Here is a 15,724-nt window from a genome sequence, read left to right as displayed (position 1 = left end):
GCCACCGGCGGGGTGGTGGGGGCGACGTCTGCGCCCCCACCGGGTGGGACGTCAGGCGGCCGCGGTGATCGCGTCGATCGCCGCCTGCACGTCCGCGCGCAGGTCGTCCGAGATGGGCGCGGAGCCCGCGGCCTCCTCCGACGCCGCCTGACCCTCGGCGCTCGCGATGTAGCTCAGGAAGCCCTTGACCAGGTCGGCCGTCTCCTGGTCGGGGTACTGCAGGCACGCGAGGCTGTAGGACACGAGGACCAGCGGGTATGCGCCCGAGGCCGTCGTCTGACGGTCGATCGCGACGACGATGTCGTGCTCGGCACGCTCCTCGTCACGGGGCGACGCGTCCACGGCTGCTGCCGCGGCCTCACCGGACGGTGCGACGAACTCCTCGCCGACCTTCAGGCTCACCTTGCCGAGGGTGCCGGCGGCCGAGTTGTCCGCGTACGTGATGGTGCCCGTACCGCCCTGGACCGTCTGGATGACCCCCGACGTGCCCTGAGCGGACTCGCCACCCGCGATCGGCCAGTTGCCGTCGGCCTCGTACGGCCAGGCCCCGTCCGACGCCGCAGCGAGGTAGTCGGTGAAGTTCTCCGTCGTGCCCGACTCGTCCGAGCGGTGCACGGGCGTGATGGGCTGGGCCGGCAGCGTCGCGTCCGGGTTCTCGGCCGCGATCTCCGGCGCGTCCCACGAGGTGATCTTGCCGTCGAAGATGCCGGCGATCGTCGCGGCGGACATGTTGAGCTCCGTCACGCCCTCGAGGTTGAACACGACGGCGATCGGGCTGACGTACAGGGGCAGGTCGACGGCCTCGGTGGTGCAGACCTCCTTCGCCGCCTCCAGCTCGTCCGTGTCCAGCGCGGCGTCGGAACCCGCGAACTGGACGGAGCCGTCGAGGAACTGGGTGCGACCGCCGCCGGAGCCGACGGGGTCGTAGTTGACGTTCACGTCGGGGTTGGCGCTCTGGAAGCCGGCACGCCAGGCATCCATCGCCTTCTCCTGCGACGTCGCGCCGGCGCCGTTCAGGTCACCGCTGAGCTCGCTGGCCTGCTCGGGGGCGCCGGACGTGCTGTCGCCGGACCCGGTGGGGTCGTCCGATCCGCAGGCCGCGAGGGAGAGGGCGACGGCGCCGGTGAGGGCGATCGTGCCGATCCGGCCGTGGAGGGAGAGCTTCACTGTGTTCCGTCCTGTCGATCAGGTGCGCACCGATGTGTGCGCGGCGATGCTGACCGTAGGAAGCCGACGTGACCGGGTGGACGGGAATGGGTGAACCCCAGGTGAACGGTGGCCGTACTCCTGGACAGGGGTCCGGGGACGCGTGCTGCTACTCGCCCTCGTCGGTCAGCTTGTACCCCAGACCCCGGACCGTGAGCAGGAGCGTCGGGTTCGCGGGGTCGACCTCGATCTTGGCGCGGACGCGCTTGACGTGGACGTCGAGCGTCTTGGTGTCGCCCACGTAGTCCGAGCCCCAGATGCGGTCGATCAGCTGGCCGCGCGTCAGCACCCGGCCCGCGTTGCGCAGCAGGAGCTCGAGCAGCTCGAACTCCTTGAGGGGGAAGGCGACCAGGTCGTCGCGCACGCGCACGGTGTGCCGCTCGACGTCCATCCGCACGGGCCCCGCGACGAGCAGCTCGTCGTCGTCCTCGAGGTGGTGGGCGGGCGCCGGGGCACCCGTCGCGACGACGACCGACTCCCGGCGGCGCAGCACCGCGCGGACGCGGGCCAGCAGCTCGCGCGACGAGTACGGCTTGGTGACGTAGTCGTCGGCGCCCAGCTCCAGGCCGACGACCTTGTCGATCTCGTCGTCCTTCGCGGTGAGCATGATGACCGGCACGTCGCTGACGAGGCGCAGCCGGCGGCACACCTCGGTGCCGGGCAGGCCCGGGAGCATGAGGTCGAGGAGCACCAGGTCGGCGCCGAACTCGTCGAACTTCGTCAGCGCCTCCGGTCCGGTGGCGGCGGTGACCACGTCGAAGCCCTCGCGCTCCAGCTGGTACGTCAGAGGGTCCCGGTACGACTCCTCGTCCTCGACGAGCAGGATCCGGGTCATGACGCGCTCCGGCGCACGGGCGCTCCTTCGAGGTCGGTGGCGGGCAGCTCCCGCACGGTGGACGCAGGCTCTTCCTCGGCGCGCGGCAGGCGCAGGGTGAACGTCGACCCGCGGCCCGGCTGCGACCAGACGGTCACCTCACCGCCGTGGTCCGCCGCGACGTGCTTGACGATCGACAGGCCGAGGCCGGTGCCGCCCGTGTCGCGCGAGCGCGCGGGATCCACCCGGTAGAACCGCTCGAACACGCGCTCCTGCTCGGCCGCGGTGATGCCGATCCCCTGGTCGACCACCGCGATCTCCACGAGCTCGCCGTCGGTGCGGACGCCGACGCCGACGTGCGACGCCTCGCCGGAGTACGCCACGGCGTTGTCCAGCAGGTTGCGCACGGCCGTGACCAGCAGGTCGTGCTGGCCCAGCACCCGCGTGCCGCGCACCCCGCCGATGTCGAGCCGGACGTGCTTGGCCTCCGCGGTCGTGCGGGCGCGGTCGACGGCCTCCGACAGGACGGTGTCCACGTCGACCAGCCCGACCTGCCCGAGCGCCCCCGCGACCTGCAGCCGGGACAGCTCGATGATCTCGTGCACCAGCGCGGACAGCCGCGTCGCCTCCGCCTGCATCCGGCCCGCGAACCGGCGGACGGCCTCCGGGTCGTCGGCCGCGTCCTGGACCGTCTCGGCCAGCAGCGCCAGCGCGCCCACCGGGGTCTTGAGCTCGTGCGAGACGTTGACGACGAAGTCGCGCCGGATCGCCTCCAGCCGACGCGCCTGCGTCAGGTCCTCCGCGAGCACCACGAGGTGGTCCGCGCTGACCTGTGCGACGCGCACCTGGACCATCAGCACGCCCGGACCGACCGGGCCGCGCGGCACCTCGAGCACCTCGTCGCGGATCACCCCGTCGCGGCGGACCAGCGCGATGAGGTCACGGATCGCCGCCGGGGCGACGCGCCCGTCCCGCACGATGCCGAGCGCGTGGGCCGGCGCGCTCGCCCGCACCACCTGGTCGGACTCGTCGAGCACCACCGCGGCGGAGCGGAGCACCGCGAGCATGCGGACCAGGCCGTCGTCGAGGGCGGCCTCCGGCGGCGGGGGCACCTCGCGCTGCGACCGCTCGCTCCACCGGAACGCCAGGGTCGCCCAGACCCCCACCAGCAGGCCGAGCCCGCCGGCGAGGAGGAGCATGAGCCCGTCGATCCCGTCCACGAGCCTCACCCTAGGACGCGCCGACGGGTGCGACACGCCGATGTCCCCCGGTTCAGCGCCCCCGCCGCCGAGCGTTCATCGACCGTTCACCCGCGTCAGCCGAACGTCTCCAGGAGCAGCGACCGCTCCGCGTCCGTCAGGTTCGTCGCGATGAGCGTGCTGTGCAGGCCGTGCAGCCGCTCACCGAGCCGGTCCATGTCGGCGTTCTCCGTCACGGCGCACAGCAGCGACGTGCCGGGCGTGATCTGCGCGCGGATGTCGTCGAGCTGGCTCTCCGGGATGCCGACCGCGGAGACCGCCTTCGTGATGGCCCCGGCGGCCGCCCCGACGGCCGCACCCAGGAGCGGCACGAAGAACAGACCGCCGAACAGCAGACCCCAGAATGCGCCCCAGCCGGTGCCGCGCAGCTTGTCGTCGTGCGAGTGGTGCATCTCGGGCTTCTCGGCGCCCTCGGGCCAGCTGATGACCGCGTGGTCGACGATCTTGACCAGGCCGTCGCCCTGCGCGCCCTTCAGTGCCGTGACGGCCTTCTCGGCCCCGTCGGCGGTGTCGAACTTCCACGCCGTGAACGTCGTCATCGTCGTCCCCTCCTTGTTCTCCGACCTTGTCCCTAACGGTTGGCCCGGGCGACCTCATCGCCGTGCACCGTCAAGGCCCACAGGATGAAGAAGTCCAGGACGATGGCGATCAGCGACCACCACGGGGTGATCGGCAGGGAGACGAACTGCGCGAGCAGGTTGAGGATGACCAGCACGATCGCGAACACCCGTGCCCATCCCGCGCCGGAGAACAGCGCGAACCCCACGAACAGCAGCAGCACCCCCAGGGCCAGGTGCACCCAGCCCCACGTCGAGACGTCCACGACGGCGATCCCGTCCGGCGTCCAGGAGACGACCGTCTTCGGGGAGAACACGGCCACCGCCCCCGAGATGACGTTGAACAGTCCGGAGACGAGGATCGCGAACGCCGCGAACCACACCCAGCCGACCCACGCCGTGACCCTCTGTGCCATCGTGCATCTCCTCCGTGGTTGGTCTGACCAGCAGGACGATCTCCTCGCAGGCTAGGGCTTCGCGGGGCGCGATGGGGCGAAATCGCCACAGATCGCCGCAGGTCAGCCGTGGCCCCTGAACGGCCGTCGTCCGTTCACCTGCCCGCGCCCGGCTGTTCACCTGCCGATGGCAGCCTGACGCTGCGCGCGGCACCTGCCGTCGCGGCACGAGAGGGAGCACATGCGGGACATCTTCGACGCCGAGCTGCACCAGCTGGGCGAGGACCTGGCGGCGATGAGCGGCCGGGTCGAGCAGGCCATCACCAACGCCGGCATCGCGCTGCTCACGGCCGACCTCGCGCTGGCGGAGTCCGTGATCGCCGACGACCTGGCCATCGACGCCATCGAGCGCGACCTCGACGAGCGCTGCGTCCTGCTGCTGGCGCAGCAGCAGCCCGTGGCGACCGACCTGCGGATCGTGGTGTCCGCCCTGCGGATGAGCGCGTCGCTGGAGCGCATGGGCGACCTCGCGCGGCACGTCGCCCAGGTGGCGCGCGGCCGGTACCCCCGGCACGCCGTCCCCCAGGCGCTGTCCGGCACGTTCGCCGAGATGCACGATGCCGCCGTCCGCGTCGCCCGGCGCACCACCACGCTGCTGAACAGCCGCGAGATCCAGCTGGCCGAGAGCATCGAGCAGGACGACGACCTCCTCGACGAGCTGCACGAGGACACGTTCGCCGCGCTGCTGGGCGGCTCGTGGGCGGGCACCACGCAGGAGACCATCGACGTCACGCTGCTGGGCCGCTACTACGAGCGGTTCGGCGACCACGGCGTCTCGGTCGCCCGCCGCGTGACCTACCTGGTGACGGGTGTGGGCCGCCCGGAGCTGGACCGCACCGCCACCTGACCCACACCCGACGAGAGCGGCAGCTCGCGACGAGAACGGCAGCTCAGACTGCCGCTCTCGTCGGGAACTGCCGCTCTCGCTGTTCGGGGCGTCGCCTTCTAGCGGCCCTGGTTGGCCACCGCCTTGATCGCCTCTGCGGCCGCCTCCGGGTCGAGGTACGTGCCGCCCGGGTTGGTGGGCTTCAGCGTCTCCTCGTCGAGCGTGTAGAGCAGCGGGATGCCGGTGGGGATGTTGATGCCGGCGATCGTGCTGCTGTCGACGTCGTCGAGGTGCTTGACCAGGGCGCGGATCGAGTTGCCGTGCGCGGCGACGAGCACCGTCTTGCCCGACTGCAGGTCGGGGATGATGTCCGACTCCCAGTAGGGCAGCGCGCGTTCCAGCACGTTCGACAGGGCCTCCGCGCGCGGGATCGGCTCGCCCGCGTAGCGCGGGTCGCTGTCCTGCGAGAACTCCGAGCCCAGCTCGATGTCCGGCGGCGGGAAGTCGTAGGACCTGCGCCAGAGCATGAACTGCTCCTCGCCGTACTCCTCGAGCGTCTGCTTCTTGTCCTTGCCCTGCAGCGCGCCGTAGTGGCGCTCGTTCAGGCGCCAGGAGCGCTTGACGGGGATCCAGTGCCGGTCGGCGGCGTCGAGCGCGAGATTGGCGGTGGTGATCGCGCGGCGCAGCAGCGACGTGTGCACGACGTCGGGCAGCACGCCCGCGTCGGTGAGCAGCGTCCCGCCGCGGACGGCCTCCGCGGTGCCCTTCTCCGACAGGGGCACGTCGACCCAGCCGGTGAACAGGTTCTTGGCGTTCCACTCGCTCTCGCCGTGGCGGAGCAGCACGAGGGTGTAGGTCATGGGTCCATCCTGCCGCAGCGGTCTGCAACCCACCCGGGACGTCCGACCCTCAGACGCGCGACGCCCGGACCTCGCCGGCCACCGAGTACACCTTGAGCATCTGGTCGGCGGTGGTGTCCCACCCGAAGCGCTCCGCCACCTGGCGCGCACCCACCGCGTACCGGGCGCGGTCCTCCGACGAGGCCAGCACGTCGGCGATCACGTCGGCCCACACCTCGGGGTCGTGCCCGCGGACCAGCCGGCCCGACACGTCGTGGTCGACGATCGTGCGCAGGCCGCCGACGCACGCCGCGATCACCGGGACACCGCTGGCCTGCGCCTCCGCGGCCACCAGGCCGAACGACTCGCTGCGCGACGGCATCGCGACGACGTCGGCCGCGTGGTACCAGCGCGCGAGCGTGTCGCGGTCGGCGGGCGGGTGCACGACGACGTCGTCGGGGACCCCGGCCATCGACGCGAGCGCCTGGAGCTCCTTGACGGCGCTGGACCGGCCCGACGGACCGCCGAGCACGACCAGCAGCGGGACCGGTCGCCCGGTGCCGCGCAGCACGCCCAGCGCGCTGACCAGCACGTCGGGGGCCTTCAGCGCCTGCACGCGGCCGGCGAAGAGCACGATCTGCCGGTCCTCGGGCAGCCCGAGCACGCGCCGTGCCGACAGCTGGTCGCCCGGCACGAAGCGGTCGAGGTCCACCCCGGGCTCGACGACGTGCACGCGGGCGGGGTCGGCGCCGTAGAGCTCGACCAGCTCCTCGGCCTCGACCGGGGTGCTGGCCACGAGGGCGTCGGCCAGCTCCACCAGCTGCTCCTCGCCGACCACGCGCGCCGTGGGCTCGGGGGTGTCGCCGGGGGCCAGCGACGCGTTCTTCACGCGGGCGAGCGTGTGCGCGGTGTGCACCAGCGGCACCTCCCACCGGTCGGCCGCGACCTGGCCGACCTGCCCGGACAGCCAGTAGTGGGAGTGCACGACGTCGTACCAGCCCGGGCGGCGAGCGGCCTCCCAGCGCAGCAGGCCGGCAGCCATCCCGCACAGGACGCCCGGCAGGTCGTTCTTGTCGAGCCGTTCGAACGGGCCCGCGGGGACGTGGTGCACGAGGATCGGCGGCGTCACGCCGGGACCGACCTCGTCGGCCAGCAGGACCGTGCGCGCGGCGTCGCCGACGATCGGGCGCCCGAGCGCGTCGACCCCGGGCAGCAGCACCGTCTCCGGCTGGTCCGACGACGTCGCGCGCGTGAAGATCTCCACGCGCGCGCCGCGGGCCGCGAGGGCGCGCGCCAGCTCGATGACGTACACGTTCATGCCGCCCGCGTCGCCGGTCCCGGGCTGGTCCAGGGGGGACGTGTGCACCGAGAGCATGGCGACGCGCGGGGCGTGCTCGAGGGTCAACGGGTGCTCCTGTTCGCGGACGGGTCTGACCCCATTCTCACGCACGGAGCGCGCGCGGGCGCGTCACGGCTGGGTGGCGGCCTCCGCGGCGTGCGCACCCGACGAGCGCCGACCGTTGAGCTTGGACCGCAGGGAGCTGAGCCCGCTCGGCGGCTTGTAGTCCCCGCGGATCGGGAAGATGTTGCCGTCGGGGAGGAACCCTCCGGCCGTCGAGGGATAGAACGACAGCTCGGGCCAGAGCGTGACGATCTCCTTGAGGCGGGCACCGCGCGCGAACGCCGCAGCCAGCTGCGGGTCGTTGCCGGTGTACGTCAGCGTGTAGTCGTGGTCCTGCACGACCGTCTCACCGGTGGGCACCTCGCCGCGGCGGGGCGTCCATCCCCAGGGGCTCTGCGGCTCCTGGTGGTTCCGGTCCGGACCCACCCGGTAGATGTCGAAGCCGTTGCGCATCGCGGAACCTCCTCGTTCGTCGTCGACGACGAGAGGATCGGCATGTCCGTGCAGGTCCTGGAGGTTTTCCTCCCCACGTCACCCGTTGGAGTCATCGCACGACGAGCAGGTGGGGTGCCGCGACCCACGGGAGGTAGGTGCGGTCACCCGCATAGGTGACGACGACGAGCGAGGTGGAGGTCGTCTTCGGGAGCGTCACGACCGCCGTCCCGCGGGCGTCGAGGGTCGCCGTGCCGCGGCGCAGACCGTTCACCCAGACGTCGACCGTGCCGGTCGGGACGACCCCCGCGACGCCGGTGACCTGCACGTGGACGTCCTTGGGGTCGCTGCGCCGCACGGTCCAGTCGGTGCCGTCCGTGCCGACCGTCGGCAGCGCCCTCGTCACGGTGAGCGACGCGGCGCGCGAGGTCGACCCGAGCACCGGCGGGTCCGCGTCGGGGGCACCCCCGTACACGGCGGTGACCCGGTGCCGCCCGGTGGCGACGTCGGCCGGCAGGCGGACCTTGGCCGTGCCGTCCGCAGCGAGCGGCACGGTGGCCACCGCCGCGCCGTCGACGAGCACCTGGACCGACCCCGTCGGGGACCCGCCCCGCACAGAGACCTTGGCCGTCACCGGCTTGCCGAAGATCGCGACGGGCGACGAGAGCGACAGGGTCGTCGTCGACGTCACCGGCGGCGCGGTGGAGACGCCCAGGACGTCCGCGAGCAGGTCGACGGCACCGGAGGCGTCGCCGGACATCAGAGCGTGCTCGGCGTCGGCGGTCGTGCCGGCGTCGTCGGCGGCGGAGGCGTCCTGCGCGAGGTCGCGGACCAGAGAGACGACGACGCCGGCTGCTGCGGCGGTGTCACGGTCGGTGCCGTCCAGCTCGGCCGCTGCGGCGGCGAGCAGCCGGACCGCCTGACCCGTGCGCGCCGGGCCGAGTGCCGTGCCGTCCCAGACCGGCGCGTCGAGCACCGCCTGGACCGCGTCCTGCGCGTCGCCGTCGGGCAGCGTGGCGACGAGCGCCGTGAGCCGGTCCCGCTGCGCGTCGGTGCGCAGGCCCCAGCCGTACGGGAAGAGCGGCGCGTACGTGCCGTCGCCGACGTTGACGGGGACCTGGTCGGCCGCGGCGGGCCAGCTGACGGGCAGCCGCCCGGTGAACGGCTGCGTCCCGAACAGGACGTCGGCCACCCCGGCGCCCTCGGTGCCCGGCAGCCAGGAGGCCACCAGCGCGTCGATCGCGCCCATGTGGTCGGTGACCAGCTGCGGGCGGCCCGACACGACGAGCACCGCGCACGGCAGGGCGCCGCAGACCGTGTCGATCGCGGTCCGGTCGGCCGCGCTCAGGCTCAGCGACTTCCCGTTGTTGCCGACGTCGCCCTGACCCTCGGCGTACGGCGTCTCGCCGACCACGACGACGCCGACCTGCGCGTCTCCGACCGGTGCCGAGGCGTCCTTCGAGTGGGTGACCGCAGGGTCGACCGCCCGGATGCCCTCCAGGATCGACGTCCCGAGGGTGGTGTCGCCCGAGCCGCCCTGCCACGAGATCGTCCAGCCTCCCGCCTGGTTGCCCAGGTCGTCGGCGTTGGAACCGGCGACGTACACCTTCGTGTCCGCGGCCAACGGCAGCAGACCGTCGGCGTTCTTCAGCAGGACCTGCGACCTCGCCGCTGCCTCCCGGGCCACCGCGCGGTGCGCGTCGGACCCCACGTCCGCCGCCTGCGACCGGTCCGCGAACGGGGCGTCGAACAGCCCCAGCGCGAACTTCTGCCCGAGGATCCGTCGCACCGCGTCGTCGACCCGCTCCTGTGCGACGTCGCCGGAGCCGACCTTGCCGGTGAGCGCGGTGATGAACGCGCCGAAGTTGTACGGCGCCATCGCCATGTCGAGACCAGCGTTCACCGACCGTGCCGCCTTGTCGGCGTACGTCCCGCCGGGGAGCTTGTCGATGCCCTCCCAGTCGCTGATGAGGAACCCGTCGAACCCGAGCTCGTCCTTGAGCAGGTCGGTGTTCAGGGCGCCGTGCTCGTGCATGCGGAGCGGGTCCGCCCCCGCGACCGAGACCGCGGAGTACGACGGCATGATCGAGCCGACGCCCGCCTCGATCGCGGGCACGTACGGGTCGACGTGCAGGCGCCGGAGCTCGTCGAGGCTGTCGACGCGCGTGATGCCCTGGTCGATCGGGTAGCCGGAGCCCGCGAGCGCCGGGTCGTACGTGGTGCCGCCGTCCCCGACCCAGTGCTTGGCCGTCGCGAGGACCTTGTCGGGGCCGGAGAGGTCTGCTTCCTCTGCACCCTGGAGACCGACCACGGAGGCTTCGGCCATCGCGGTCACGAGGGCGGGATCCTCGCCGAACGACTCGTACGAGCGACCCCACCGCTCGTCGCGCGTCACGCACAGGCACGGGGCGAACGTCCACGGGACGCCGGTCGCGCGGACCTCCTGCGCGGTCGTGCGCTGCACCCGCTCGACGAGGTCGGCGTCGCGCGCGGCGCCCAGCCCCTGGTTGTGCGGGAAGATCGTCGCCCCCACCACGTTGTTGTGGCCGTGCACCGCGTCCACGCCGTAGACCAGCGGGATCTGCAGCCGTGTCGACAGGGCCTGCCGCTGGAAGCCGTCGATCATGTCCGCCCAGCCGGTCGCGGTGTTCGGCGCCGGCACCGAACCGCCGCCGGACAGCACCGACCCGAGGCCGAGGTCGGCGATCTGGCTGGGTGACTGGAGGCCGAGGCGCTCGGCCTGGGTCATCTGGCCGATCTTCTCCGCGAGCGTCATCCGGCCCAGCAGGTCCTCGACGCGCTCGGCGGTCGGCGTCGTCGGGTCCAGGTACGCCGCCCCGACCGCGTTCAGGACGACCTTGGGGGTCGTGCCGACGGCCGCGCCGTCGGCGGTCAGGTCGACGGTCAGCGTGCGCGCGTCGTCGACGGCCTCGGTCGCGTGCGTGAGCACGTCGATGGTCTGCGTCGTCCCCGACGCCGTGCCCGCGGCGAACGTGAGGGTGCCGGAGAACGCGGTGTAGTGCGTGCCGGGTTCTGCCGTGCCTGCACCGTCCGCGTACTCGACGGTCACGTCCGCGGGCAGGGGCTGGCCGTCCGTCGTCGTCAGCGTCACCGGGACCTGCGCGGTCTCGCCCGGGTCGACGAGGACGACGTCCGGTGCGCCGACGGTGGCCGTCGGAGCCGGGACCGCCGAGCCGTACAGCTGCACGTCGTCGATCGCCCAGGCGACCGGCGTCGCGGTGCCCGGCACGAACGTGACGGCGTAGCCCCACGCGGACGTCAGGTCGAGCGTGCCGTTGCGCGTCGCCGCGTCCCCCGGCTGGTAGCCGCTGAGCGTGAACTGCGAGAACGGCAGGTCCACGATCTTCCAGCGGCTGCCGTCGCTGGACCAGTTGTCCTTGAACGTGGCCGCCCACACCTCGGAGTGCTCTCCGTCGGGGCCGCCGTCCTTGAGCTCGACCTTGATGTCGTCGCCCGCGGTCGGGGACGCCGGGCGCGTCGGCTGGGACGCGTACCAGGCGAGCCGGATGCCCCGGAACGAGCTCCAGTCCTGCCCGGCGGCCAGGTTCTGGCTGTAGCCGCCCCAGCCGCCCGAGGGGATCTGGTAGTCACCCGACAGCACGTGGTTGCCGGCCGGCACGCCCTCACGCTCCTGCTCCGTGACACCGAGGCGCACCAGGTCGGCGGCGGAGCCCCACGTGAAGATGCCGACCGTGCTGCCGGGCGCGGCGATCGGGACCTCCCCCTCGGCGTCCTCGATCGTGCTCACCCGGTCGTACAGGCCGAGGTCGTCGAACGTCCACGCGCCCGCACCGAGGTCGGTCAGCGTGACCGCGAAGCCCGTGCTCGCCGACGGGTCGAACCGGGCGTCCGAGGCCGGGTTGCCCTTGAGCCGCAGCTGCGAGAACGCCACGTTGACCTGGCGCCAGCCCGCGGTGTCGTCGGTGACGGAGCGCTCGAACAGCTGGCCGCCGCTCTTGAGCTCGTACCGGAGCAGGCCTCCCCCGCCCGTGCCGAGGAACCAGAACGTGAAGCCGTCGTGCGCGGACCAGTCCGTGGCCGCGATGTCGTGCGTGAACCCGAACCAGTCGCCCGCCGCCGGGGTGCCGCCCACCGTCGCGACGAGCGCGCTGCCGCCGCGGTCCACGGGCTCGGTGCTGAGCACGGGAGTGACCGGCGCGCTGATGCCCCAGGTGGTGTAGCCGGTGGGGACGCCCGACTCGTAGTCGTCGAGCACGGTGACGCCGCCGACGTCCGGCAGGTCGCCGTGCGGGGTGATCGTGACCGTGCTCGTCGTGCGGCCGCCCAGCACCAGACCGTCGGACGGCTCGGACAGGGTCAGCTCCACCGTGCGGACCTGGCCCAGCGGCCCGTGGTCGACCGTGGGCACCGTGACGGTCGCCTCCGTCGTGCCGGCCGGGAACGTGACCGTCTCGTCGACCGCGGTGTAGTCCGTGCCGGGGACGCCCGTGCCGCCGGTCGACCGGACGCGGACGGTCGTGTCCGTGCCGGCGGCCGTCGCCAGGATCAGCGGGACCGTCGCGTCGTCGCCCGCGGGGACGGTCGTGCCGGACCTCGCGAACGCGACGGCGGCCTGCGTCGCGGTCCCGTAGACCTCGAACGAGAAGAGCGAGTAGCCGTACCAGTGCAGGCGGGCGGGGTCCCAGTCGAAGCTGGTCCGCTCGGTCATCTGCAGCCGCACGTACCGGGCGTCGGTGGCCGCGAACGTGATGTCGTCGGTGCCGCCGTCGCCCGCAGCCTCGGTGTGCACGGTGGTCCACTCGTCGGGTGCGGTGGCCACCTGGACCTCGTACCCCGCCGCGAACGCCGCCTCCCACGCCAGGACCACGTGGTCGACGGCTGCCTCCGCACCGAGGTCGACCTGGAGCCAGGCGGTGAACTCCACGTCCTCGTCGGGGCCGTTGCCGCTGGCCCAGCGGGTGGCCGGGTCGCCGTCGATCGCCGCATCGGGCGGGAACGTGCCGTCGCCGTCGGACTGGAAGACGTCGGCCGTCGCGGTGCCGGTCCGCGCGAGGTCACCGGGCGCCGCGGCGGCGGGGGCGGCGAGCCCGACCAGGGCCAGCGGGACGACCAGCGCCATCGCGGCGAGACTGGCGGGAAGGGCGTTCAGACGGTCGGCACGGCGCACGGTCGCTCCCCTGATGGCGTGGCCGAGCCCCGTTGCGCAGCCACTGACGCGCGGCGCCTACCAGGCCTCGTTGCCCCGTCGACGCCCGCGACTGATTGCCAGACAATCACAATCACTTACTGAGCGGTAAGTCGGGAAGATCACGATTAGATAACGGACGTTTCCGGGCTTTCCCGGCGATCTCGACCGACGCGCCCCCGCGCCGTCAGGCCGGCAGCACGCAGGTCGGCGACGGGAGCTCGAGCGTGCCGACCACCAAGCCGTCGGCGGCCAGGACCGAGAGGGTGCCCGACACCTGCTCCGCGACGACCGTCCACCCGTCGACCACGCCGAGGTGCCGCGGCCACGCGCCCGGCAGGGAGTCGTCGGCGACCGGGTCGAGCAGCCCGTCCGGGCGGATCGTGAACCGCGCGAGCACGTCCGACGCCCGCACGCCGACCAGCAGCCGGTCCCCGTCGCGGACGACGTGCGACGGCAGCCGGCGCTCCGCCGCGGGCGTCGTCGTCGCGGGGACCGTCTGCACCACCGTCCCGACACCCGCCTCCCACGCCAGCACCCGGACCGTGACGTCCAGCTCGCCCACGACGTACGCGAACCGCCCGTCGGCACTGAACGCCACGTGCCGCGGGCCCGTGCCCGCCGGGAGCACCGCCGCGATGCCGTCCTCGACCAGCCGGTCGCCCTCGCGGCGGTACCGGCGGATCTCGTCCGTGCCCAGGTCGACCACCAGCACGGACGCGCCGCTCGGGTCGAGGGCGACGAAGTGCGCGTGCGGAGACTCCTGCCGGTCCTCGTCGGGACCCGACCCGACGTGACCCAGCACCTGCGCCGGACCCTGCGTCGCGAAGCCGCCGTCCCCGTCCAGCGGCAGGACGCCGAGGGTGCCCGAGGAGTAGTTGGCGACCAGCAGCACGTCGCCGTCGAGCAGCAGGTGGCACGGGTCCGCTCCCCCCGACGGGACCGTCGCCCGGTGCACCAGCGAGTCGCCGACGACGTCGAAGGCGCTGACCGTGCCGTCCGTCTGCTCGTTCACCGCGTACAGCACCGACCCGTGCAGCGCGAGGAAGCTCGGCGACGGCGTCTCGACGACCTGCCGTGCGTTGCTCAGCGCACCCGTCGCGGGATCGAGGTCGACCCGCCAGATCCCCTCCCCCTGACCGACGGGCGTCCCCGCTCCGGCGACGGGGTAGGTACCGATCCACAAGGGTGTCTGCTGCGCGCTCACGATCCGGGAGCCTACGGCGACGGCGGCACCACGGCCCGTGCACGTCCGCCGCACACACCCGTGGCTCCCCCTGACCCGCTCATGGGCCGCGACACCGAGCCGGAGCTCATGCTCCGCAACGCAGCCTGACCCGCGCCCACCCCAGGAACGTCGGCACCCTCACGCGCCCACCGGACCGACGTCACCGGCGGGACGTCCGCATGGACTCGCGCTAGAGCGCCCACTGGTGCGGACGTTGCGCAGCGGGTGCGGGACGTCCGCACATGCGCGCGGTATAGCGACCACTTGTGCGGACGTCAGGCTGGAGGGCGGGGGGGTCGTTGGCTCATGCCTGGGTGCGGAGCCACTCCGCTGGGTCCACCAGGACCGTGGACAGGGCTGCCAACGCACCGCCGGTCATCGCCGGGTACTGGCCCGCGCGCGCCGGGGAGACCACGAGCGGCGACCAGGGGGCGAAGATGACGAGCTCGTCGAGGCGGGCGGCGACCTCGTCGTGCACGTGGTCGAAGAGCTGACCGAAGGTCCCGCCGAGCACCACCTCACCGACGTCGACGACGTTGGCCACGCTCGCCAGGGCGACGCCGAGCGCTCGGGCGGCCTGCGCGACGGCGGCCGTCGCACGGGGGTCGTCGACGGCGAGCGCGTCGAGCAGGGCATCGAGCCGGGCGGTCGGCGGGAGGCCCGCGGCGCGGAGCATGGCGTCCTGCCCGGCCAGGGCCTCGAGGCTCCCGTCGGACGCGCGGGGTCCGCGGAAGGCGTCGACGACGATGTGCCCGATCTCGCCGCTCCAGCCGTGCCGGCCGGGGAAGATCTCGCCGTCGAGGACGATCGCGCCACCGATGCCGACCTCGCCGGACACGTACGCGAAGCTGGGCGAGCCGCGGCGGGCGTGGGCCTCCGCGCGGGCGGCGAGGTTGGCCTCGTTGGCGACGCGCGGGGGGAACGACGTGAGGGCGAAGAGGGCGCCGACGACGTCCACGTCCCGCCAGCCGAGGTTCGGGGCGATGCGCAGGGGGCCGGTGACGCGGTCGACCAGCCCGGGCAGCGCGAGGGCGGTGCCGGCGATGCGGACTCCCCCGGCCCGGAGCTCGTCGAGCACGGGGGCGACGAGCGCGGCGAGCCGGTGCAGGACGGTCTCGGGCTCGGCGTCGCGCAGGTCGTCGAGCTCGACGTGCTCGGCCAGCACGTCCCCTGCGAGGTCGATCGCCCGGACACCCAGGTAGTCGACGTTGACCTCCATGCCGACGCCCGCGACGGTGCCCCGCGCGGGGGCCAGCGGCACCGCGGGACGGCCTGCGCGCAGGGTCGGCGTGGGCTCCAGCTCGCGCACGAGGCGGGCCTCGATGAGGTGGTCGACGAGCCCGGAGACGGTCGCCCTGGCCAACCCCTCGGACGCGGCGAGCTGGGCCCGGGACGGCGGCTCGGGAGCGTCGACGATCCCCCGCAGCGCGACCCCGAGGTTCTGGTCGCGCATCTGCGCCTGCCGGGCCACGCGCGACGGGTCGCGGGGTTCGGGCGTCGGCATGCGCTTGACCCTACCGGCTTCTCGGGATAAATTCA

12 protein-coding genes are annotated in these 15,724 nt (G+C 73.3%); 1 reads left to right on the top strand and 11 read right to left on the bottom strand.

What is annotated here, in order from left to right; genetic code table 11:
- Nucleotides 1–51 precede the first annotated feature (51 nt).
- From pstS to CTE05_RS16950, 5 genes are all read right to left on the bottom strand, one after another.
- Nucleotides 52–1,167: a phosphate ABC transporter substrate-binding protein PstS gene (pstS, locus tag CTE05_RS16970; RefSeq protein ID WP_146847483.1), complete on the bottom strand. Its 1,116-nt coding sequence runs from the start codon at nt 1,165–1,167 to the stop codon at nt 52–54.
- A gap of 148 nt (nt 1,168–1,315) precedes the next feature.
- The gene (locus CTE05_RS16965; RefSeq protein WP_146847482.1) at nt 1,316–2,041 is read right to left on the bottom strand and encodes a response regulator; all 726 of its coding nucleotides are present in this window, start codon (nt 2,039–2,041) and stop codon (nt 1,316–1,318) included.
- Nucleotides 2,038–3,240 carry a sensor histidine kinase gene (locus CTE05_RS16960; protein WP_146847481.1) on the bottom strand — a complete coding sequence of 401 codons (1,203 nt, stop codon included), beginning with the start codon at nt 3,238–3,240 and terminating at the stop codon, nt 2,038–2,040. Before CTE05_RS16960 ends, CTE05_RS16965 begins: the two co-directional genes overlap by 4 nt.
- 95 nt (nt 3,241–3,335) lie before the next feature.
- On the bottom strand, nt 3,336–3,818 hold the full coding sequence (locus CTE05_RS16955) for a DUF1269 domain-containing protein (protein WP_146847480.1): 483 nt from the start codon (nt 3,816–3,818) through the stop codon (nt 3,336–3,338).
- A gap of 32 nt (nt 3,819–3,850) precedes the next feature.
- The gene (locus CTE05_RS16950) at nt 3,851–4,252 is read right to left on the bottom strand and encodes a DUF7144 family membrane protein (RefSeq protein ID WP_146847479.1); all 402 of its coding nucleotides are present in this window, start codon (nt 4,250–4,252) and stop codon (nt 3,851–3,853) included.
- A 220-nt stretch (nt 4,253–4,472) separates the two neighbouring features.
- On the opposite strand from CTE05_RS16950, the gene phoU reads away from it, so the two are divergent.
- A complete protein-coding gene (phoU, locus tag CTE05_RS16945; RefSeq protein ID WP_146847478.1) occupies nt 4,473–5,138 on the top strand; it encodes a phosphate signaling complex protein PhoU in 666 nt (221 codons plus the stop codon).
- A gap of 98 nt (nt 5,139–5,236) precedes the next feature.
- Here phoU and CTE05_RS16940 read toward each other — a convergent pair whose 3' ends face one another.
- The 6 genes from CTE05_RS16940 to CTE05_RS16905 all read right to left on the bottom strand — a co-directional run bounded on the left by CTE05_RS16940 (nt 5,237) and on the right by CTE05_RS16905 (nt 15,689).
- Nucleotides 5,237–5,977, bottom strand: coding sequence for a phosphoglyceromutase (locus CTE05_RS16940; protein ID WP_146847477.1), 741 nt, complete (start codon nt 5,975–5,977; stop codon nt 5,237–5,239).
- 49 nt (nt 5,978–6,026) lie between these two features.
- Nucleotides 6,027–7,361 carry a glycosyltransferase gene (locus CTE05_RS16935; RefSeq protein ID WP_246123710.1) on the bottom strand — a complete coding sequence of 445 codons (1,335 nt, stop codon included), beginning with the start codon at nt 7,359–7,361 and terminating at the stop codon, nt 6,027–6,029.
- Between the two features lie 63 nt (nt 7,362–7,424).
- A complete protein-coding gene (locus CTE05_RS16930; protein ID WP_146847475.1) occupies nt 7,425–7,811 on the bottom strand; it encodes a hypothetical protein in 387 nt (128 codons plus the stop codon).
- Nucleotides 7,812–7,902: 91 nt separating this feature from the next.
- Nucleotides 7,903–12,939 (bottom strand): glycoside hydrolase family 3 N-terminal domain-containing protein, encoded by a 5,037-nt coding sequence (locus tag CTE05_RS16920; protein ID WP_222595506.1) that lies wholly within the window; start codon nt 12,937–12,939, stop codon nt 7,903–7,905.
- A gap of 205 nt (nt 12,940–13,144) precedes the next feature.
- Nucleotides 13,145–14,164, bottom strand: coding sequence for a lactonase family protein (locus CTE05_RS16910; RefSeq protein ID WP_146847472.1), 1,020 nt, complete (start codon nt 14,162–14,164; stop codon nt 13,145–13,147).
- A gap of 325 nt (nt 14,165–14,489) precedes the next feature.
- Nucleotides 14,490–15,689 (bottom strand): ROK family protein, encoded by a 1,200-nt coding sequence (locus CTE05_RS16905; RefSeq protein ID WP_146847471.1) that lies wholly within the window; start codon nt 15,687–15,689, stop codon nt 14,490–14,492.
- Nucleotides 15,690–15,724: the final 35 nt, after the last annotated feature.

The organism is Cellulomonas terrae (assembly GCF_007990265.1).
GTDB lineage: Bacteria > Actinomycetota > Actinomycetes > Actinomycetales > Cellulomonadaceae > Cellulomonas > Cellulomonas terrae.
Note: the sequence above shows the minus strand (reverse complement) of the source record. Positions and strands in the feature narration are given on the sequence as shown.

Bases quoted from the DNA above. Each gene is read 5' to 3' on its own strand.
- CTE05_RS16930 (WP_146847475.1), bottom strand. From the start codon at position 7,811: ATGCGCAACGGCTTCGACATCTACCGGGTGGGTCCGGACCGGAACCAC.
- phoU (WP_146847478.1), top strand. From the start codon at position 4,473: ATGCGGGACATCTTCGACGCCGAGCTGCACCAGCTGGGCGAGGACCTG.
- CTE05_RS16905 (WP_146847471.1), bottom strand. From the start codon at position 15,689: ATGCCGACGCCCGAACCCCGCGACCCGTCGCGCGTGGCCCGGCAGGCG.
- CTE05_RS16950 (WP_146847479.1), bottom strand. From the start codon at position 4,252: ATGGCACAGAGGGTCACGGCGTGGGTCGGCTGGGTGTGGTTCGCGGCG.
- CTE05_RS16955 (WP_146847480.1), bottom strand. From the start codon at position 3,818: ATGACGACGTTCACGGCGTGGAAGTTCGACACCGCCGACGGGGCCGAG.
- CTE05_RS16965 (WP_146847482.1), bottom strand. From the start codon at position 2,041: ATGACCCGGATCCTGCTCGTCGAGGACGAGGAGTCGTACCGGGACCCT.
- CTE05_RS16940 (WP_146847477.1), bottom strand. From the start codon at position 5,977: ATGACCTACACCCTCGTGCTGCTCCGCCACGGCGAGAGCGAGTGGAAC.